A 20,677-nucleotide genomic window follows, 5' to 3' on the forward strand; every position below is an offset into this window, starting at 1 on the left:
AATACTATACTCGGTTTTATAGAACGATGTTCAAATACGGGAGGCGCTCACGATGGAGTTTTTAGATCTATTAACCAATCCGGACAATGTTGAAATGGAGTGGGAAGAGGGATGGGTTCGCGCGTCATTCCGTTCACGAGAATGGCATGCAGGCGAAACCGTCATTTCATTTGAAACGATGGCTAATCGTATGGCCGTTCGATTAAGTGCAGGCCAGACGCCAGTTAGGCGGCTTCATCTGAGATGGCAGCGAGAACTGGACAGTGGGGGCATTCGTGTTCTGGGTGACCAATGGGAACGAGGTTACGGTGATTTGGAATGGCGGGGGTTAGTTGCTGAGCGTGAAATGCCTTGGTATTTCCTGTTGTCAAAAGGGGGACGTACGCATGGTTATGGCGTAGAGACCGGTACAAGCTCCTTTTGTTATTGGCAAGCGGATGCAGGCGGAATTAGCCTGACACTTGATGTTCGCTGCGGTGAAGCGGGAGTGCTGCTTGGTGATCGAACGCTCGAGGCTGCGGTCATTGTAACGAGAGAAGGTGCGGAAGGCGAATCGGCATTCGGTGCGGCAACGGCTTTTTGCAGAATGATGTGCAAGCAGCCGATTCTGCCTTCACAGCCTGTGTATGGGGGAAACAACTGGTATTATGCCTATGGGAATAGCTCGACAGCTGAGATAATCGCAGATTCAGAGCGCGTGTCAGATTGGTCTTCTTCGGTCGATAACCGTCCGTTTATGGTCATTGATGACGGTTGGCAGCTCTGCAGCGGCGGGGGCAGCTGCAATGGTGGGCCTTGGGAACCCAATTATCAGTTTTCTGATATGCAGAAGCTGGCCAGCGATATGAAAGGAATCGGGGTTCGTCCTGGCATATGGTGCAGACCGCTATTAGTCGCAAACAGTGTGCCAAATCATTGGAGAAGATATGGTGGCCACAATGTGGGCAGCATCTATTTGGACCCAAGCGTTCCTGATGTGCTTGACTATGTAGGCAATGAAATTCGCAAGCTGCATGATTGGGGTTACGAACTGATTAAGCATGATTTTTCCACTTTCGATATTTTTGCCAAATGGGGCTTTGAAATGGGCGCATCAATGAGTAATCATGGTTTAGCTTTTGCTGATCGCACGAAGACGACGGCGGAAATTATTGTCGCTTTGTATAAGAAGATTGCAGAAGCTTCAGCGGACAGTTTAATTATTGGCTGTAATACAGTAGGGCACTTAGCAGCGGGCTTGGTTGAAATTCAGCGGACCGGTGACGATACTAGCGGTAAGGAGTGGGAGCGTACACGTAAAATGGGTGTCAACACGCTTGCTTTCCGCATGCCGCAGCATGACACTTTCTTTGCGGCTGATGCGGATTGTGTTGGCTTGACCGCCGATGTCCCTTGGCATTTGAACAAGCAGTGGCTGGAGCTATTGTCCGAAAGCGGAACACCGCTGTTCATTTCCGCAGACCCAAAGGCGGTTGGCGCGGAACAGGAAGCAGCGATTCGCAAAGCGTTCGAACGAGCGTCTAAACCGCTGCCACCGGCTGAACCGCTGGACTGGCTTGATGATCGCTGTCCGTCCCGTTGGCAGATAGCCGGAGAGGCGCGGCATTTCAATTGGTATGCTGAACGAGGCGTACAATTGAATGAGCGTCCTGAAGTTATTCTGAGGTAGCAGAGGGAACGGAGCTGGATAAATGACCAGCATGAGGCTCCACCTCAAGCGGCGTTAAATAGCTTATCGTTGATTTATGCTGTCTTCGATAGGCGCCAGGCGTTAATCCTGTCCATATGGCGAACTGCCTAATAAAGCTTTGCACATTCTCGAATCCGATTCGGAATGCGATTTCTTCAAGCGGTATGTTTCGCATGACAAGCATATGCATCGCCTCCTGCTGTCTAATGATCGATAAATATTGACGAGGCGACATGCCGTACGCTTGTTGAAACAAACGGCCGGCATGTCTGCGGCTAATGCCTGTCTTGGCTGCGATGGTTTCAAGCCAGTTGCTCGTTGAGGAATCTGTACCGAGCTCATTGAAGGTGCTGATGAGCGCCTCAATTTCCCTCGCGATCCGATCAGCAAGCGGCTGCTCATTTGGTTCATTGATGGAGAGTAAGGCTTCGCTCTGCACGAACTCCTCCAAATGCACCAGCATTTCATTACAAAGCATAAAGACGCGGTGAGCAGAAGGATTCTGCTGCAAGCAGGAAATAAGTGCTTTTAGCAGCGGTTTCAAACGTTCATTGAGCGGATGGTCTCTCGCAAATAAATACTCTCCGCAAGCTCGAAAGGCGTAGAGCAGCTTGCTGTCCACATTTTGCAAATGAAGGACAAAACCGTGCATCGTCTGCTGATCGGGAACAATAAAGTCATGCAGCTTCATGGGGGGAATGAGAATAATATCACCTTCATGCTGCGTGAAGCTCTCGTTTCCAATACGAGCGATTTGATCGCCTGTTAGGACAATATTGATCTCCAGCATCCGATGATGCAGATGTAAATCGCATACAGGGCCTTGGCCGGCTTCGAACGTACGCATGCCGTATAGGATAAGCTGTTCTTTATAATTAGGAAATGATTGGTTGAGGGCAGGATTAAGATTGCTCATCATAGCTCCTTTGTAAACGGAATTATTCATACCTTTATTATCTCTCTTACCGCTCAACAATAGCAATCCAAAGACAACCGAGAGGAATGAGACTATCGTGAAAATCGTATTGATAGGCGGAGGAAGCTTCGTATTTGCGCCAACAGTACTCGAAGATATTATCGTAAAAGAGAGGCTTGCAGGCTGTGAGCTTGTCCTTGTTGATCCAAATCTGGATGCGGCTGAAGGGATGGCAGCAGCTGCAAGAGAAATAGCAAGGCAGCTAAAGGTAGACATGCTTGTGACTGCAACGGTAAACAGACGAGAAGCGTTAACAGGTGCGGACTTTGTTATCGTATCCGCCTCGGTTCAAGGTGCACGCCGTTGGCAAATCGATTTTGATATATTACATGCATTAGGGATGGCCGATCAAGCAAGGGAATGTGGCGGCATGGGGGGCTTGATGAATGCTTTCCGGTCCATTACGCTGATCATGGATATTTGCCGTGATATGGAGGAGTTGTGTCCGCAGGCGTGGATTCTGGATGTAACGAATCCAATGCCTCGTGTCGTAACGGCAGCAGCACGTTATTCATCGATTCGCATAGCTGGATTTTGCAATATTGCGTATCGGGGTGCTGAGGGCTACACATTTTTGCCAAAGCTGCTCGGCAAATCGGCCTCTGAGGTATCTATCGTAACTGCTGGACTTAATCACTTTGCATGGGTGATGGAAATAAAAGATAGCCGCACGGGTGAGGACCTTCTGCCTAAGCTTATCCAATATATTGAAGAGGAGAACTGGTCTGATCAAGATGAAGAGACGCAGCGCGAGCTTCGTATCACTAAGCGATGGCTGTGCGAGTATGGTGCAGTCGCGGCTGGCCACGTCGATCATCATGCGGAATATCTTCCTTATCAAGAGGACATTCATTATACGACAGCACCTCCATATCATGGGTCGCTCGAAGAACGCAGCAGACGCTTGGAAGAGCTGAAGCAGATTGGTGCAGGCAAAATGCATTATGATCGTTTATTTGACCATGGCAGCTGGGAGCATCCAGTAGCGCTTGCTCGAGCGTTGTATACGGGCAGCGAACTTCAGATTGATATTTTGAACGTTAAGAATGATGGCGCAATACCGGGTCTGCCCTCAAAGAGAATCGTAGAAATACCAGTAACCGTATCAGGCGGCATGATTCATCCGGTAGAGGTTCCAGCATTCCCAGAGCCGCTGCTTCAATTGTGCCGTGTTATTTCGGATGTTCATGAGCTTGTCGTTGAAGCAGCAGTGATGGGCAATGTCTCTATTGCGAAGAAAGCGATAGACGCTGATCCGGCTATTGAAAATAAAGAGGCTGCATATCAAGCTTTGGAGCAGATGCTCGAAAGCCATGCTGATTTACTGCCACAGTTTCATTCGTAATGTCTTCGCGAAATAAAACGATAGAAATGTTCAAAGGAGAGCTGCTTCTTAGAAATAAGGCGGCTCTTCTTTTTATTGTTCTGGAACTTACATCCGATAAATGCGAATGCACATAGCCGCTGAGTGATGGAGATGGTACAATTATAGGAAAAAGATTTAAGGGAGAGACGCATGGAAGTTTCTAGACTAGATGAATTAAGACAAGCGATCGATCAAATCGATCACGACATCATTTCCTTGCTAGCAAGGCGGTTTCAATTAACGGAAGAAGTGGGTATGTACAAAGCAGCAAATCATCTCGCTGCACAAGACCTGAGCCGTGAAGCCAAACAATTTGATAAAATAAAGAAACTTGCAAGCAGCCATGATTTAAATCCAGAGACAGCAGCTTCTATTTATAGATGCTTAATGGATGTTGTTATTTCACGGCATAAGGAAATTGAGCAGGTTAATGCGCTGAACAATCGTGAATAGCTAATATAGAAATACAATAGTAATCAACTACTGTGTGACGAAGAAAGGGATGGAAACGATGATTTTATATGAGAAGGAAGACGCATTCATATTGATTGCACAACATGATCATGCGAGAATATCCGGAGATCTTGTTTCTGCCTGGCAGAGCCAGTTATTTCATAGTGAGGAACGAAAAGATGAATTAGCTTACGCTGCATATGAGCATGACAGCAGCTGGATTGATTTGGACCGTATCCCGCTTTGGAATGATGCAGCAAATATGCCGTTTTCGTTCCGCGATTTTCCAGGCAACATCCGCTTTTTCTTCTATTCAAAAGGTTTGGATCATGTTCAGAAAACGAGCGAATACGCCGCTTTGCTTGGCAGTATTTTGTATACGACGCTTGCTGAACGGTTCAGAAATGAGGATACAATTACGTTTGTAGAACGTGAATTTGCAAGACAAAGCGCGATCATCGAGCGACTGCAGCTGGATGTTAGTTTGCTTCAGCTTCATGCGAAAGCGCTGCTGCTTTGTGATGAGCTGTCGCTGTTTGTATGTATGGAGCAGCCGGGAACGCCTCGAAATCAATATGAATGGTTTGATAATGGGTTTCCCTATTGGTTCGATCGTACGGGACAAACCTCATTGATCGCGGATTGGAAGGATGAAACGACCATCCAATTGAATCCATTCCCTTTCGAACATGAGGTGGAGACTTCATTATCTTATAAAGAAGTAAGCAAGGCGGACATAGCTGTTTATGGGATCGCAGAAGCTTATCAGCGTGCAGAGCTGCTTGAGCATAAGATTCGTTTTCAGCAAGCGCTATAGGAATAGTCATCGCTAGAAAGAAGGATACCGCATACTTGCCGGTATCCTTCTTTTTTAATCCCTCGATACTTACTTAACAGGCCCCATTGAAGTGATTTCTAAATCTACCTTTACACGCACTTCAGCATTCGCAAATGCTTCACTCCAATGATCCTCTACCTTGCAAAATTTCTCGTATTCCTTTGCTCTTGCATACACTCCAAGCCCTATGGGATCGATTTTATGTTTTTGCAGTTTCTCGATAATGCTCGTAAATTGCTCCTGCATGAGAACAGCAACCTGTTTTTCCAGCTTTTTATCATCCTTCTCTACATTGAAAGGGAATAGATGCTCGGAGAGACCGACCCTTGTCTTCACGTGGATATCAAACTTGAATTTATTGTTTTCATAGGTAGTTTTGATTTTTGTTTTTACTTTGGCGCCAGTTAGGCTCAAAATATTCGTTTCGAATGGCCCGTTTACGGGTTCACCGGGAATAGGATAGGACAAGCTGAAGCCCGGTGCCGCTTGTTTCTGCAAAATGCTTAGCATGATCGTTTCTTGGGGGCCCAATGAAAGCTCATATTTGCCTTTCGGATTCAGCAAAGCGGAACCTTTCAGCCTAACCTGATTATTGACGATCTTCACTTCTGCAATGTAAGGCGTTAAGCCTTTATCATAAAACTGCCTGTGAAATTCTTGGGCGGTCGTCGCATACGTTTCCGATTTTATCGATTTGGTGTCCACCATGCCTCTGAGCAGAATAGGAAGCAGCGGCTGATCAGGAGGATTTAGTGAAAATACCTCATCTAAAGAGCCATCAACAGCAATAACTCTGTCGGTTACTGTGTTTCTTGCATCACGAAACAACACATCAAGCATTGGAAACCAATCCTCGTAACTCAGAAAATGTCTGCCAAGGAGAATCACTTGGTAATTTCGACCTTGGATGGAGCCGCTTGATTGCGAGTCTTGAATCGCTTTGGATTGCCGAAGCGAATTAGCGCTTCCTGATGTTTCTTGACTCTTTTTCTTTATGTTTTTGCTGAAAACAGGAGCGGAAGAATAAAAATGAAATTTCTCATTTTTATCTAGGTCCATGCCAAGAGCAAGCGGTGTTGCCGCATTTTCTAAATACAGCTGATCCCCGCAGGCGGATGCAGTAAGGCAAATCGTAATGAACAAGCAACATACAAAAAAGAGGCGCAGCTTCATAGATCAGCCCTCCGGTGTATTCGTTTGTAAATGACCATGTATATCAGCAGTAGACTAGGGAGTATATATTCCATCCCAAAACCAAACCAAGTAAGCCATAATTCAATTTGATCGCTTTGCTTGAATGAGGGGAGGTGAATAAAAGTAGCTATCGCAAGAATAATGCACAAGATACGTAATGGGATACGATGGCTGCTTAGCCCGAAAACCTTGCTTATGCAAAAAGAGACGATATACATAGACGGAATCCAAACGAGTGAGAAGACGAACAAATAAAACGCGATGAAAGGCACCTCAATCCGTTCAATAAAGCGAAATTCAATTGTTTTGAGAATACTGATGATTGGATCATTATAAAGTGTGATTTCATGGGGACTGAAGTAAATGAAGCATATGATTGTAATAAATAGATGTACAGAAAGGGTAATTGTATTGGATATAAAAAGTGAAGAAGCAGCTTTATCCTTCTTAACTAAATAAGGATAAAATATAAAAACGGCAGCCAGCCCCAGGTTCGGATAAATCGTTGCTTTCACCGCCGACAAGACGGGCAGCCAACCTACTTTTAATATAGGCAGTAAATTGAGCCAATGAGCATATTTCAGGGTAAATAGATAAACAAAGGGCAACCAGCATGATATGACAGCTACTAGCTCTGCATATCGTCCTAAGATGCGAGGACCGTTTATAGCGATTTTATAAGCGGGTATTAACAGCAGAATCATGAGTATGTAGGACTGTGTGTTTGGCAGGAGCCAAATTTTAATAATCAGGATGGTGCGCACAAGACCGTCATACATAAGGGTAAGGAAAAAAAAGGCCAACAATAGGGTAAATCCTTTGGCAAGCCATTTCCCCATCATTGCAGGCAGCGCATCAATTAATGTTTGATCAGAACAATGTCTCATCACCATAATAATGATATACCCGCATAGAAGACTGATGACATAACCAATTAGAATGGAAATCCAGCCATCCGTTCCTGCTATTTCTGCTAATTTCCTCGGCAAGGAAAGGACGGCAACACTAATCTGAATACCGGAAATAATAAAAATAAATTGCATCGAAGTTATCGTATTACCTTCGGTGTTCGTCAATATGCTCAATCCTCCTTCCGAGTGTTTGTTTGACGTTTTTCTTGAAGCGGGAGCGCGTTTTTTGGTCTCTTTTCCATCAGCCATAATGGTGCTCGAATTAGGGTGTCCTTCAAATCTGAGAAGCGGAGCGGAGCCAGTGGGCTTCCATATGGCATGCCTAGCGATTTAAGCGTTAATAAATGAGCGATCATCGTCATCAAACCAATAATGATCCCAACAAACCCAAACAGTGAAGATAAAATCATGAGCATGAAACGGATTAAACGAACGGCTGCAACCATATCGTAGTTTGGCAAAATAAATGAAGAAATGGCTGTAAATGCTACAACGATAACCATAACATTGCTTATTAAGCCAGCTTGAACGACAGCTTGTCCAATCACAATACCTCCAACGATGCCAACAGTTTGGCCAACGGGGGCAGGCAGCCGGACGCCAGCTTCACGGAGCATTTCCAATGTGATTTCCATTATAATGGCCTCCACAAAAGGTGGAAACGGTACTTGTCCACGTGATTCACCTAGGGTGAGCAGCAGCTTCATTGGAATGATCTCGATATGGAAGGAAACAACTGCGATATAAAAGGCAGGCAAAAATGTAGCTGTAATAAATGCAAACATTCGCAGCAGCCTCAAAAAGGTTGCAATGGACCAACGAGTACTATAATCGTCGATACTTTGGAAATAAGAGTAGAAGCTGACTGGAGCAACGAGTACGCTTGGCGAGCGATCAACGACAACGACACATCTTCCTTGCAAAATTTGCGATGCTGCAGAATCTGGCCGCTCAGTAAGAACGAATTGCGGGAAGAGTGAGTAGGGATTATCCTCGATCAGCTCTGCCAGCTCTCCCGTGTTTAAAATGACATCTACGTCAATCTTTTGAATGCGATCCTTAAGATCGTTTAACAATTGAGGATTCATTACATCCTCCAGGTAAATAATCGTTACGGAGGTCTGGCCGCGCCGGCCGACAATCAGCCGTTTCATTTTTAATTCGCGATTCGGGATATAACGTCTGATCATAGCGATATTTTGGCCGCTGGTTTCGACAAAGCCTTGATGGGCGCCTTTTAAGGAGGCTTCCATTTGTGGATCTTCGATTGCCCGCTGCGGCCAGCCGCTTGTGCCAAGCACATAGGCTGTCTCTCTGCCGCTCACGAATAATATGGATTTACCGTGCAGTATTGCGATCTCAATTTGGTACCAATCCGTTTCGGGTACGATTTGTCCAATGGTCATCATTAACTCATCACCGGGTTTTCCCCCGCTCGAATCTAGCTGCAAGGGACGAAGGACGTCGCTATTAATTGCTGCTCCATCTGTCAGCCCATCGATGTAGATGAGCGCTGCTTGCTCAGTTGTTTGCTTGATCGTTAGATTCCTTATGACTAAATCGCTTGTATCCGAAAAAATCTCTTTTATACGTTCTATATTTACTTTCAGGTCTGAGCTGATAGGTTCTGTTTGATCCATTGTTTGCGTCCTCCCATCCCCGCTGCCGTCTTGATTGATACACCTATTTTGCCACGGTTTACCATAGCTATACGCATGCAAAATAAATACCCCCTTGCGAAAGAGCAAGGGGGCATAATTGATGTTATATGTTATTTTGCTTTACTGACGGCCTATGAGCCTGATTTAAACAACGTTGCAATCGAGCCGCCTTCGGTAATGATTTTAATGGCGGTTGCAAGGAGCGGGGACATCGGCAGTACGACAAATTTACTCGAATGCTCTTGACAGATACTGATCGTATCTGTAATAACGACCTCACGGATGTTCGGATGATCCAGCTTCTCAAGCGCATTGGCTGAGAACAGTCCATGTGTTGCGCATATGTAGGAATCATGCGCGCCTTTTTTCTTAAGCGCCTCTACGACGTTTACAATTGTGCTGCCTGTATCAATTAAGTCTTCAATAATAATTGGTGTCATGTCTTCAACATCACCGATGATATGCGTGATTTCAGACTGATTATGAGCGGGACGATTTTTGATCATGATCGCAAATGGACAGTCAAGCAAGCCGGCAAGTTTCTCGGCTGTTGTAGCTCGGCCCGCATCTGGCGATACGACAACAGGGTTTTTGATGTTTTTGCTTCGCAAATAATCAATGATCAAATCAAGCGCCGTTAAATGATCGACTGGAATATCGAAGAAGCCTTGAATCGGATCAGCATGCAAATCGACGGTAATGATTCGGTTTGCTCCAACAGTAGTCAATACATCGGCTACCATCTTAGCGGAGATGGGCTCCCGCGGTGCCGATTTTCTTTCCTGACGTGCATAACCATAATATGGCATAACGATATTAATGGTTTTCGCTGATGCTCGTTTGGCAGCGTCTATCATGACGAGTGTTTCGATTAAATGCTCATTAACGGGATGGGAAAGTGATTGGACGATGAATACGTCACAAGTACGAATAGGTTCTCCGTATGAAACATGAATCTCACCGCTTTGATGCCTTGATATTGCAACATTGCCTAGCGGGAGCTCAAGTTCTTTACATAACTCCTCAGCCAACTTCTGGTTCGAAGTGCCGGAGAAAATTTTAATCTTTTGCATGTGATCCTCCTAAATGGTAGCTACAAGATGCTACGTTAAACGACATTATTAGCTCAATCATAACAAACAAAACAAAAGAGGACAAATATTTGATGAAACGACTTTTCTATTGGAACAAATAAGGAAAGGTGATAAAGTGGAGCGAGGAAAAAGTGCCACAGAAGGAGATGCCCTACTTGCTTGCTCAGAAAAAAATCCAAACTCAAAATCAATCCACTGGCATTAAACGGCTTTGGCTGATCCTCTTGCTTGGATCGCTCTCCGCGTTTGGGTCGTTGTCCCTTGACATGTATTTGCCGGCGCTGCCGCAGCTAACGGATGATTTCGTTACAAGCTCGTCTCTTGTTCGGCATCAGCTGGCGGAATATTGCTTATCATGATATTAATTGACGCGCCGCTCGCTGCGATTCTTGTGCCATTGTTTTTTGTTGTAGCAAGCGTTGGTATTATTTCGACGACTGGCTTCTCCTTAGCGATGCAAAAGCATGGCTATGCTGCGGGCAGTGCATCTGCATTGCTCGGGTTATTATCCTTTACATTTGGGGGCATGATTTCACCGCTCGTTGGTCTTGGCGGCAGCGCAAATGCTCTCCCTATGGGAATTTGGATAGCCATTGCAGAGCTAGGTGCTGTAGCCTGTTATATTCTTTTGATCAAAAAGCCGTTTCGAAAGCGCTAATCCAAAGAGCCTGCCATCCAGCTTAAGCAGTGCAAGCTGCTTTGGATAGGCTCTTTTTTTTGCTGTTCAGGTAGGTGTATAATGTGTGCTTAGAAGGAAGTGGAAGCATGTCCAGAGAAAAAAGAGCTTATGAGCTGGTCGCATTGAAGGAGATAGCAGAGACACTTAACAGCACAAACGACATGGATCAAATGCTGAATGATGTGCTTGCCAAGTTGCTGCAGGTTACAGGTTTTACTACGGGCTGGATATTTATGATTGACAATAAAAGTGAAAATCTTTGCGTGGCTACACATAATTTGCCTCAAGGTTTAGCGGCAAACAATCAGGCGGTCATGTGCGGCGAGGTTTGCTGGTGCATTGAAAGCTTTAAGCAAAACAAGCTGGATCAAGCGGTAAATATTATAGAATGCTCAAGAATTACATATGCCATCACGAACAAGCTTGGTGATAATGAGGGTGTTACTCATCATGCGACGGTTCCGCTAAGAGCAGGAACGGATCAATTCGGCTTGTTAAATGTTGCTGAAGCTGGCAAGGATCGTTTTACTGAGGAGGAGCTTGCACTTCTGCAAGCCGTTGCTTATCAGATCGGAACGGCAATTAAGCGAATCCGCCTGTATCAGGTGCAGGAGCAGCATGCGATTCATTATGCGAAGCTTGGTGATGTTATTCAGAAAATAAACGCCATACAAGATATAAATCATCTGCCACTGCAAGCAGTGAGCCATATAGGCGATACGTTCAACTGGCAGCATGTATCGTTATTTATGTATGAACAAGAGCAATTATCGCTTCGCGCACATTATACAGACAATCACGTCCGAAAAGAGTGGCTTTCGCTTGCCATCGATCAAGGCGGGATGGTTAGCAAAGCGTTTCATGAGAATCGTCTAGTCAAACAGTCCGAATGCGACAGCAATTCCTGCTCGTCCTTATCATCGATAGGGATACCACCGTTCTCATCAGCAGTCGCAATACCGCTTCGCATTCGCAGCCGCCCGATTGGTGTTCTGTTTGTAAGCAGTCAGTTAGGCAAGCAGTTTGATGATTACTTAGAGGACTTCATGTATTCGCTTGGGGATCATTTCACGTTAAGCGTAGAAAATTTGCGGGTATATGAGCAGCGGCGCGAGCTCGCGCGCATGGAAGAGCGAAATCGAATGGCTAGAGATTTGCATGATTCGGTTATTCAAAAGGTTTTCTCTTTATCCTTTCTAGCGAAGGGCGCCGAGACGGTGCTGGCAGGCAAAGAACCTGTCGTGGAACGATCGTTGCAAGAAATAAGACAGCTGTCACAGGAAGCGCTGAAGGAAATGAGAACGCTGATATGGCAGCTGCGGCCGGCAGGTCTTGAGCATGGGCTAATTACTGCGCTTAAGCAATATGGCAAGAGCATGGATTTAACCGTGTATGAGAAGGTGGAGGGCGTTCGCGAGCTTCCGCGTGCGATTGAAGAAGCCCTTTGGAGAATCGGGCAAGAGGCGCTTAATAATGTAAGGAAACATGCAGATACGAATACCGTTTATGTGCGGCTCATCAAAACAGAGTCTCGCGCCTGCTTGGAAATTTTGGATCGAGGCCGCGGTTTTTCGCAAGAGAAGCGTAAAGGAAAACTGACCATGGGTATGCTAACGATGCGGGAACGTGCAGAAACGCTTGGCGGAGAGCTAACGATAACGGGCGGAAAAGGGCAACCTACAATGGTAACTGCTGTTATACCAATTGCAACGGAAATGGAAATGTGGGAAGAGGAATGAGGAACTGTTTTGACGATAAAAATATTGCTCGTAGATGATCATCAAATTGTGTTGAAGGGAATTTCTTTTTTTCTAAGCATGCAGCCTGATTTTGAGCTGGTGGGTGAAGCGAATAACGGCAAGGAAGCGGTAGAAAAAGCTGCTGAACTAAAGCCTGATATCATACTGATGGATCTGAACATGCCGATTATGGACGGGATCGAAGCGAGCAATTTAATCGCTAGGCAAAATCCGGATATTAAAGTGCTTGTGCTCACCAGTTTCTCGGATCGGAGTCATATCGTCCCTGCTCTACAATCCGGAGCTGCTGGGTATATGCTGAAGGATGTAGAACCTGATCAGCTTGCAGAAGCGATTCGCAGCGCCTATAAAGGGAATATTCAGCTGCATCCGGATATAGCGAGTGCGTTACTCGCTCAAGTATCGCCGCAGATTAGTTCGGTGAAAGGGCTGCCTATTCGTGAGTTAAGTGAAATATTGACTCCGAGAGAGCTGGAGGTGCTGCAATTGCTTACCAAAGGAATGAGCAACAAAGATATCGCTCACTCGCTCACTGTAGCGGAGAAAACAGTCAAAACGCATGTGAGCAGCATTTTAAGCAAATTGGATTTAACGGACCGAACACAAGCTGCGTTATACGCGGTGCAGTTAATGCGAGAACCTGAATAACACGCTGACGTAAGACTATAGTCGTAAGACTAGCTCTCCGCCTTTGGCGGTTTTTTTATGTCGATTTTTCGGTCTATTTACCGATGATTGTTGCTCTAAAACTATATACAATTAAGGTACTTACAAAAAGTAAACAAACATCTTGGAGGGAAATATATAATGAGTACAGTATTATTTATTAAAGCAAACGATCGCGGAATCGAACAAGCAGTCAGCGTTAAGCTATATCAATCTTTTCTAGACAGCTTTAAAGCTAGCCATCCAGAAGACACAGTGGTTGAGCTTGATTTGTTCAATGAAAACTTGCCTTACATGAACGCTGATATGATTAACGGTAACTTCAAAGCAGCTCGCGGTTATGACCTTACACCTGAAGAGCAAGCAGCTGTTGCTGTTTCGGACAAATATATGAATCAATTTCTTGCGGCGGATAAAGTGGTATTTGCATTCCCGCTTTGGAACTTCACTGTTCCTGCAGTATTGCACACTTATATCGACTACCTTTCACAAGCTGGCAAAACGTTCAAATATACAGCTGAAGGCCCAGTTGGTCTGATCACTGATAAAAAAGTCGTATTGCTTACTGCTCGCGGCGGCATTTATTCCGAAGGCCCTGCAGCTTCGGTTGAAATGGCACATAACTTTATCCGCACAGTAATGGGCTTCTACGGTGTGACTAACCTAGAGAGCATCATCATTGAAGGTCACAACCAACTTCCTGACCAAGCAGAAGCTATTGTAGCAAAAGGTCTTGAGGAAGCAGCAGCATCAGCTGCTCGTTTCTAAATCAACCGTTTAAATGCGAAGGCAGCCGAATAATTTCGGCTGCCTTTTTGTATGTGGATAAATTCAAACCGTTAATAAAAATTTGCGGTGTGATACGTGATCGGGTACGATGGCGATAGGAAAGCATGGACGAAAAGTTGATAAATCAGAGCTAAAATAGGAAGAGGTATGATGTCTATGGACTTGAAAAAGCTGCGTTATTTTATCGCAGTAGCAGAAGAGCTGCATTTTAACCGTGCTGCCCAAAAACTGAATATGACTCAGCCTCCACTAAGCCAACAAATTCAAGTTCTTGAGGATGAGCTTGGTGTGAAACTTCTGGAACGAACCAAGAGACAGGTTCGACTTACGACAGCCGGTGCGATATTTTTGGAGGAATCGAGAAACATAGTTGCTCATTTGGAACGATCGATAAAGATGACACAACTTGCAAGTGAAGGGAAAATAGGCAATTTATCCATCGGGTTTGTGGATTCAGCAGCAGGCGGTATGATGGTCAATGTTCTAAAGAAATATCGAGAACGTTTCCCAGATGTACAGGTTACATTATCTGAAATGACATCTGCTGAGCAACTGAAAGCGCTGCATGATGGAGAAATTGATGTTGGATTCCATCGGTTGCTGGACCCTTCAAAACATATCACATCCAGACTGTTCACGAACGAATCACTAGTTGCTGTATTGCTCAAAACACATCCGTTAGCCGATCAACCAACCGTTTCACTGCATTCTTTGAGGGAAGAACCCTTTATCTTATCACCACATCATATGGGGGCTTCATTTCATGACCTGATTGTAGATTTTTGCAGGCAGCATGGATTTCAGCCTCGCATCGTGCAGGAAGCTGTTCAAATGTACACGATTGTAAATCTGGCAGCTGCAGGCATTGGCATCTCAATTGTTCCCTCTTCGGTTTCCGTGTTTCAACGCAGTGATGTCGTATTTCGATCATTTGATGAGGATACACCGCGTGTTCCTCTTTATGCAACCTGGAAAACAGAGAAGAGTGAAACGGTTCTGACTCATTTTCTAAAAGTAGTGGAGGAAACAGCCGCTAACCAGACAAGCTGATTTGTGTGAACGCTCTAACCGGTTTTACTAGCATCAAACTGAGCAACGTCTTTTAATATGTTATTTATTTGCACTACGATCTCAGCATCTAGACTAACTCCTGCTGCTTTTACGTTTTCTAATACCTGCTCCGGCTTTGAGGCGCCAATGATAACGGAGGACACCTGCGGGTTTTGCAAAACCCACGCTACCGCGAGCTGTGACAGCGTTAAGTTGCATTTTTGTGCAATCGGCCCTAGTTGTTCTATTGCCTGAAGGACTTCTTTATTCAACCATTGTCCTGCCAAACGTTTGAAAAACGGCGAACCAGCGGCCGTAGAAGCGCGCGAGCCTTCTGGTATAGGCTTGTCAGGAGCATACTTACCGGAAAGAATACCTTGCGCAAGTGGTGACCAGACAATCTGACCAATTCCTTCACGCTCGCAAGCGGGAATAACCTCGGCTTCAATAACCCGCCAAAGCATAGAATATTGGGGTTGACTCGCAACAAAAGGAACTTTCAGCTCCCTTGCCAAAGCCGATCCTTGCGTTATCTGATCTGCTGTCCACTCACTTACGCCGATATACAAAACTTTTCCTTGTCGAACCAAATCGGAAAACGCCACAAATGTCTCTTCAAGCGATACGGTCGTATCAAATCGGTGAGCGTAATAAATATCAATATAGTCCGTCTGTAATCTGCGAAGTGAAGCATGGCAGGATTCCATAATATGCTTGCGTGATAACCCTCTATCGTTATGCCCGTTCCCTGTTGGATGAAAAACCTTCGTGCACAATTCAATACTTTCACGACGTATTCCCTTTAAACAATGACCTAAGACCGATTCCGCCCTCGTCTCCGAATAAGCATCAGCAGTATCGAAAGTTGAAATTCCAGCGTTTAGTGCAGCATTTACGCATGCTTGTGCGGTGTTGTCATCCACTTGTGCACCGTGGGTTATCCAGTTTCCGAGAGCCACTTCGCTTACTAATAAGCCGCTTTTACCTAGTTTCCTATAATTCATGTTTCATTCCTCCTTTCAATGTAAATCTGATTATAGCAACCTATATTTAATATTAAAAATATATAATAAACGAATTATTAAGTTGATTTATGTATTAATAGGATCGAAGGACGAATGGTTCTATTGTTACTGGATATAAAAAAAGGTTGACTTGATAAGCGGATCAATGTTTTTATTATATAGACCGATCGTTATAATCGAGGAGTGAATCAATGTCGGAAAAACATAATACAAGGCATGCCATACTTGATACGGCAGCTAGGCTTTTTTTTACGCAGGGCTATCATGCGACGGGATTAAGCCAAATTATTAAAGAAAGTGATTGTCCGAAGGGATCTCTTTATTATTATTTCCCAAACGGCAAGGAAGAGCTTGCGCTGGAATGCATTAACTGCACGAAGGAGCTTGTTATTGAGAAATGGAGAAAGAAATTTGCTGATTATGAGGACCCTGCTGAAGCCGTTCAGGCTTTTGTATTTGATATGGCCGATGATGCAGAGAAGTTTGATTATAAGGGTTATATGCCGTTTAGCTTCTGGATGGCAGTCGAAACCTCATCGATTAGCGAGAAGCTGAGAGCAGCTGGACAAGGTGTATTTGCAGCATGGCAGAACGTGATTTCCGAGAGGCTGGTTCAGCTTGGAATGGAAGAGACTAGAGCAGTTGAGGTTGGCGTCGTCACCGTTTCCTTATTGGAAGGTGCGCTTATTCTAACGCTGACGAATCGGGACAAGCAGCCGTTGTTATCCGCAACGAAATGTTTGCCGTATATCATTAATAAATGTCCTTCTCTATGAGAAGTCATGAATAAATGCTAGATAGATAATAGGAGAGTGGAAGGCTTGCAAGCAACAATGACAGAATCGCAACAAAATACGGGGCAAAAATATAAAGTAATCCCCATTATGATTTCATTATTATTAAGCGGCTTTATCGGAATGTTTAGTGAAACGGCATTAAATGTGGCACTAAGCGATTTAATTCGCGTCTTTGATATCACGGCGCCAACGGTACAGTGGTTGACAACGGGATACTTGCTGACGCTGGGCATATTGGTTCCTGTATCGGGGCTGCTGCTTCAATGGTTCTCGACAAGGCAGCTATTCATAGCAGCACTTAGTTTCTCCGTACTAGGAACATTGGTAGCGGCGCTCGCACCAAGCTTTGAAGTTCTTATGGCTGCGCGTGTTATCCAAGCAGTTGGAACGGCGCTTTTGCTGCCGCTTATGTTTAACACAATTCTTATTATTTTCCCGGCTGAGAAGCGGGGAGCGGCAATGGGTGTAATTGGGCTTGTTATTATGGTTGCGCCTGCTGTAGGCCCGACGATTGCAGGACTCTTGATTGAAAACTTAAGCTGGCACTGGATTTTCTGGTTGTCGCTTCCGTTCCTAGTCATTGCACTATTATTCGGGATTATGTATATGCAAAATGTATCTACCATAACAAAACCGAAAATTGATATTTTTTCTCTCGTATTCTCAACGCTAGGGTTCGGCGGTATTGTGTTTGCCTTTAGCAGCGCGGGTGAAGGTGAAGGCGGCTGGGGCAGTACAAAAGTGATTGCGACCATGATCGTTGGTATATTGTCCCTTGCGATTTTCGCTGTTCGTCAATTGACGATGAAGCAGCCGATGATGAACTTACGGGCGTTTAAGCATCCGATGTTTGTTGTAGGAACGTTAATGGTATTTATTTGTATGATGGTTATTTTATCTTCTATGCTCGTTCTGCCTATGTATTTGATCAGTGGACTTGGTCTTAGTGCACTGACAGCTGGCCTCATTATGCTGCCAGGGGGACTTATTAACGGAATTATGTCTCCCATTATGGGCAGCCTGTTCGATAAGTTTGGTCCTAAGTGGCTCGTTATTCCAGGTCTTGTCATCGTTGCCGCTGCGCTATGGTTCTTCTCAGGCATAACGACAGCATCAACGATTACATTAATTATTGTTCTTCATTCATGCTTGATGATCGGTATTTCGATGGTATGGATGCCTGCACAAACAAACGGGCTCAACCAGCTGCCACGCGAGCTGTACCCGGATGGTACGGCGATTATGAATACACTGCAGCAGGTCGCTGGCGCTATCGGTACCGCAGTTGCAGTAAGTATTATGACCGCAGGAATGACCGGCTTTATGAAGGATGTGGCTGATCCTACAGATCCGGCCAATGCTCCGCTTGCGTTGACAGCAGGAATTCAGAACGCATTTATTTTCGCTATGATTGTTGCCATTATCGGTTTGATCGTTGCTTTCTTCATTAAACGGGTTCATGTGAGCAAACAGCATTAATAGATTTGAATACTAGAGACAGTCTATGGGAACATGGACTGTCTCTTTTTTGATAGAACGATTGACTGTGAGAACAATTATCAATTACAATGATTGAAAATATGCTGTAGACAAGCATTTGCAATACTAAAGGCGGGTCAATCCATGAAAAAGATTTTACTTATTGAGGATGAAAGAAATTTAGCGCGTTTTATTGAGCTTGAACTGCGTCATGAATCGTTTGAGACAGTTGTTTCTTATGATGGCAATAGTGGTCTAGAGCGCGCCTTGCGAGAAGAATGGGATGTTATTTTATTGGATCTAATGCTGCCTGGCATGGACGGACTTGAGGTTTGCAGGCGTATTCGGGAATCAAAAGCAACACCTATTCTTATGCTGACAGCGAGGGACAGCGTTACAGACCGAGTATCTGGCCTTGACAGCGGGGCGGACGATTATATCCCGAAACCGTTTGCGATTGAAGAGCTGCTTGCACGTCTACGCGTTGTATTTAGGCGACAGGATATGATTGCATCTGATCATCGTTCTATTTTGTCTTCTGGTGAGTTAACTGTAGATTTAGACGCTAGAATCGTTAGCAGAGGCGAACAAATCATAGAGTTGACTAAGCGGGAATACGGATTGCTGCTTGCTTTCATGCAAAATCCGAACCGTGTCTTCTCACGGGAAACGCTGCTTGATACCGTATGGGGTTACGATGCGGCTGTCGATACGAATGTTGTTGATGTATATGTGAGATATTTGCGCAATAAGATTGATGTCCCCGGAGGAACGAGCTGCATTCAAACGCTGCGCGGTATTGGGTATGTGATGAAAAAATGAATAATTTGCGCGTAAGTTTCTCACGAATACCGATCAAGTGGAAGCTGACATTATGGTCGGCGCTGCTGTTATTTCTTTTATTTGCTGCATACAATGCCGTTCAATATATGTTTGTAGAGAAGTGGATGAATAAACAAGCAGAGACGAACACACAGGAAGACATGCGGGAAATATTGAACTATTTATTGGAAAAGGAGTTCACTTTCGAGCAATCGGAGTTGAATTCAATACGAAGCTTTCTTGAAAAAGTAAATGGTAAAAATCAGCTAATACGCGTGCTTGATGAAGATGGAGCACCGATTATGATTGTCTCTGATAATCTAACAGAGCAGTGGTTAGATGCTTATCCATCTTCGAGTTTAGCTGCCAAAGGGTCGTGGTTCCTTGACCAAAACCTGCTGCTTATGCGGAGCCCTTTAACGATCTTCTCGTTTAACGGAACAATCGAAATTGTGAAAAACATCGAGGATTTTGAGAAGCTTAGTTCAGCTTTTTTTCGAATTATGTTAATTTGCTGTGTCGGTGCCATTGTTATAAGCGGCATCGGCGGAGGATTGCTGGCGCGTCAGCTGCTTAAGCCGCTTCAAGCGATGAATGTTGCCATGACCGGCGTAAAGCAGAAAGGCTTACAAGAAAGGGTTCAGCTAAACGAAAATAAAAATGATGAAATTGCAACGCTCATGAAGCTGTTTAATGAAATGATGGATCAGCTTGAGCGCTCGTTCGGGCAACAGAAACAATTTGTAGAGGATGCTTCTCATGAGCTAAGAACACCAATTGCCATCATTGAAGGGCATCTCGCACTGCTGCAGCGCTGGGGAAAGGATGACCCTGCAGTTCTGGAAGAGTCTTTGCAAGCTTCGTCRCAGGAAATAGCTCGGCTGAAAGGACTTGTACAGGAGCTGCTCGCATTGTCTCGTGCGGAGAAAGAGCCCGCTTACGGGAATGAGATGAGCAGCCATTCGAAGCAGAACATGGAACAGCTTATTAGAAATATAGAGGTGCTTCATCCGGAGTTCACTTTTCATGCTGATTTGAGTCATTTGTCAGACGTAGATCTATTTGTGTCTGAGCAGCATTTGGAGCAAATTATGCTCATCTTACTTGATAATGCAGTCAACTATTCGGGAGAAAGCCGAAGAATAGAGCTTTGCTGCTTGCTAGGAGAAACGGATGCTGTCATTCAAGTCACAGATTTTGGCGTTGGCATATCTGATCAGGACTTACCGCTCGTTATGAATCGTTTTTACCGCGCAGACCGTTCGAGGAGCGGCACAAGCGGCGGTCATGGACTCGGGCTGGCGATTGCGAACCGTTTGGTGCAACGATATGACGGTAGTTTGCTCATTGAAAGTAAACTTCATCAAGGTACCACCGTTTCAGCTGTTTTTAAACGAGTTACCCGAAAATGAATGTCGGGTAGCTTT

The 20,677-nt window shown here is 44.9% G+C and carries 19 protein-coding genes and 1 pseudogene; 14 read left to right on the forward strand and 6 right to left on the reverse strand.

All coding sequences use genetic code 11. From position 1 onward, the window contains the following. The first annotated feature begins 52 nt into the window (after positions 1-52). Positions 53-1,669, forward strand: coding sequence for an alpha-amylase family protein (locus AC1DPK_RS22650; RefSeq protein WP_477511716.1), 1,617 nt, complete (start codon positions 53-55; stop codon positions 1,667-1,669). Here the strand turns inward: AC1DPK_RS22650 and AC1DPK_RS22655 are convergent. Beyond that, entirely contained in the window at positions 1,656-2,636 is a 981-nt protein-coding gene (locus AC1DPK_RS22655) for a helix-turn-helix domain-containing protein (protein ID WP_477511717.1), read from the reverse strand. The genes AC1DPK_RS22650 and AC1DPK_RS22655 overlap by 14 nt on opposite strands. 67 nt (positions 2,637-2,703) lie before the next feature. Here AC1DPK_RS22655 and AC1DPK_RS22660 point away from each other — a divergent pair, with 67 nt between their 5' ends. From AC1DPK_RS22660 to AC1DPK_RS22670, 3 genes are all read left to right on the forward strand, one after another. Next, the gene (locus AC1DPK_RS22660) at positions 2,704-4,011 is read left to right on the forward strand and encodes a family 4 glycosyl hydrolase (RefSeq protein ID WP_477511718.1); all 1,308 of its coding nucleotides are present in this window, start codon (positions 2,704-2,706) and stop codon (positions 4,009-4,011) included. Positions 4,012-4,182: 171 nt separating this feature from the next. After that, a complete protein-coding gene (locus tag AC1DPK_RS22665) occupies positions 4,183-4,485 on the forward strand; it encodes a chorismate mutase (RefSeq protein WP_477511719.1) in 303 nt (100 codons plus the stop codon). A 58-nt stretch (positions 4,486-4,543) separates the two neighbouring features. Then, a complete protein-coding gene (locus tag AC1DPK_RS22670) occupies positions 4,544-5,302 on the forward strand; it encodes a DUF3891 family protein (protein ID WP_477511720.1) in 759 nt (252 codons plus the stop codon). Between the two features lie 69 nt (positions 5,303-5,371). Here the strand turns inward: AC1DPK_RS22670 and AC1DPK_RS22675 are convergent, their stop codons facing one another. The 4 genes from AC1DPK_RS22675 to AC1DPK_RS22690 form a co-directional block, all read right to left on the reverse strand. After that, complete coding sequence (locus AC1DPK_RS22675; protein ID WP_477511721.1) at positions 5,372-6,496, reverse strand: Ger(x)C family spore germination protein; 1,125 nt, start codon at positions 6,494-6,496, stop codon at positions 5,372-5,374. Then, complete coding sequence (locus AC1DPK_RS22680) at positions 6,493-7,593, reverse strand: GerAB/ArcD/ProY family transporter (protein ID WP_477511722.1); 1,101 nt, start codon at positions 7,591-7,593, stop codon at positions 6,493-6,495. Before AC1DPK_RS22680 ends, AC1DPK_RS22675 begins: the two co-directional genes overlap by 4 nt. 5 nt (positions 7,594-7,598) lie before the next feature. Further along, complete coding sequence (locus AC1DPK_RS22685) at positions 7,599-9,068, reverse strand: spore germination protein (protein ID WP_477511723.1); 1,470 nt, start codon at positions 9,066-9,068, stop codon at positions 7,599-7,601. Positions 9,069-9,220: 152 nt separating this feature from the next. After that, positions 9,221-10,162 (reverse strand): ribose-phosphate diphosphokinase, encoded by a 942-nt coding sequence (locus tag AC1DPK_RS22690; protein WP_477511724.1) that lies wholly within the window; start codon positions 10,160-10,162, stop codon positions 9,221-9,223. A gap of 152 nt (positions 10,163-10,314) precedes the next feature. Between AC1DPK_RS22690 and AC1DPK_RS22695 the strand changes: the two genes are divergently transcribed. The 6 genes and pseudogenes from AC1DPK_RS22695 (at position 10,315) to AC1DPK_RS22720 (ending at position 15,127) form a co-directional block, all read left to right on the forward strand. Continuing rightward, positions 10,315-10,542 (forward strand): hypothetical protein, encoded by a 228-nt coding sequence (locus AC1DPK_RS22695; RefSeq protein WP_477511725.1) that lies wholly within the window; start codon positions 10,315-10,317, stop codon positions 10,540-10,542. Beyond that, positions 10,512-10,841 (forward strand): annotated as a pseudogene (locus AC1DPK_RS22700) (MFS transporter); the annotation flags it as partial. The gene AC1DPK_RS22695 and the pseudogene AC1DPK_RS22700, both read left to right, overlap by 31 nt. Before the next feature lie 107 nt (positions 10,842-10,948). Further along, entirely contained in the window at positions 10,949-12,601 is a 1,653-nt protein-coding gene (locus AC1DPK_RS22705; RefSeq protein ID WP_441881690.1) for a GAF domain-containing sensor histidine kinase, read from the forward strand. A 9-nt stretch (positions 12,602-12,610) separates the two neighbouring features. Further along, entirely contained in the window at positions 12,611-13,270 is a 660-nt protein-coding gene (locus AC1DPK_RS22710) for a response regulator (RefSeq protein WP_441881687.1), read from the forward strand. Positions 13,271-13,429: 159 nt separating this feature from the next. Next, complete coding sequence (locus AC1DPK_RS22715) at positions 13,430-14,056, forward strand: FMN-dependent NADH-azoreductase (protein ID WP_076266669.1); 627 nt, start codon at positions 13,430-13,432, stop codon at positions 14,054-14,056. Between the two features lie 177 nt (positions 14,057-14,233). Further along, positions 14,234-15,127 carry a LysR substrate-binding domain-containing protein gene (locus tag AC1DPK_RS22720; protein ID WP_477511726.1) on the forward strand — a complete coding sequence of 298 codons (894 nt, stop codon included), beginning with the start codon at positions 14,234-14,236 and terminating at the stop codon, positions 15,125-15,127. 14 nt (positions 15,128-15,141) lie between these two features. Here AC1DPK_RS22720 and AC1DPK_RS22725 read toward each other — a convergent pair whose 3' ends face one another. Next, positions 15,142-16,131, reverse strand: a complete 990-nt coding sequence (locus tag AC1DPK_RS22725) for an aldo/keto reductase family protein (protein WP_477511727.1) — start codon at positions 16,129-16,131, stop codon at positions 15,142-15,144. 212 nt (positions 16,132-16,343) lie between these two features. Here AC1DPK_RS22725 and AC1DPK_RS22730 point away from each other — a divergent pair, with 212 nt between their 5' ends. The 4 genes from AC1DPK_RS22730 (at position 16,344) to AC1DPK_RS22745 (ending at position 20,662) form a co-directional block, all read left to right on the forward strand. Then, positions 16,344-16,928 carry a TetR/AcrR family transcriptional regulator gene (locus AC1DPK_RS22730; RefSeq protein WP_477511728.1) on the forward strand — a complete coding sequence of 195 codons (585 nt, stop codon included), beginning with the start codon at positions 16,344-16,346 and terminating at the stop codon, positions 16,926-16,928. 57 nt (positions 16,929-16,985) lie between these two features. After that, positions 16,986-18,428 (forward strand): DHA2 family efflux MFS transporter permease subunit, encoded by a 1,443-nt coding sequence (locus AC1DPK_RS22735; RefSeq protein WP_441881798.1) that lies wholly within the window; start codon positions 16,986-16,988, stop codon positions 18,426-18,428. A 144-nt stretch (positions 18,429-18,572) separates the two neighbouring features. Further along, positions 18,573-19,250: a response regulator transcription factor gene (locus AC1DPK_RS22740; protein WP_477511729.1), complete on the forward strand. Its 678-nt coding sequence runs from the start codon at positions 18,573-18,575 to the stop codon at positions 19,248-19,250. After that, on the forward strand, positions 19,247-20,662 hold the full coding sequence (locus tag AC1DPK_RS22745) for an ATP-binding protein (protein ID WP_441881672.1): 1,416 nt from the start codon (positions 19,247-19,249) through the stop codon (positions 20,660-20,662). Before AC1DPK_RS22740 ends, AC1DPK_RS22745 begins: the two co-directional genes overlap by 4 nt. The last annotated feature ends 15 nt before the right edge of the window (positions 20,663-20,677 follow it).

It is taken from the genome of Paenibacillus sp. 01T424 (assembly GCF_056398745.1).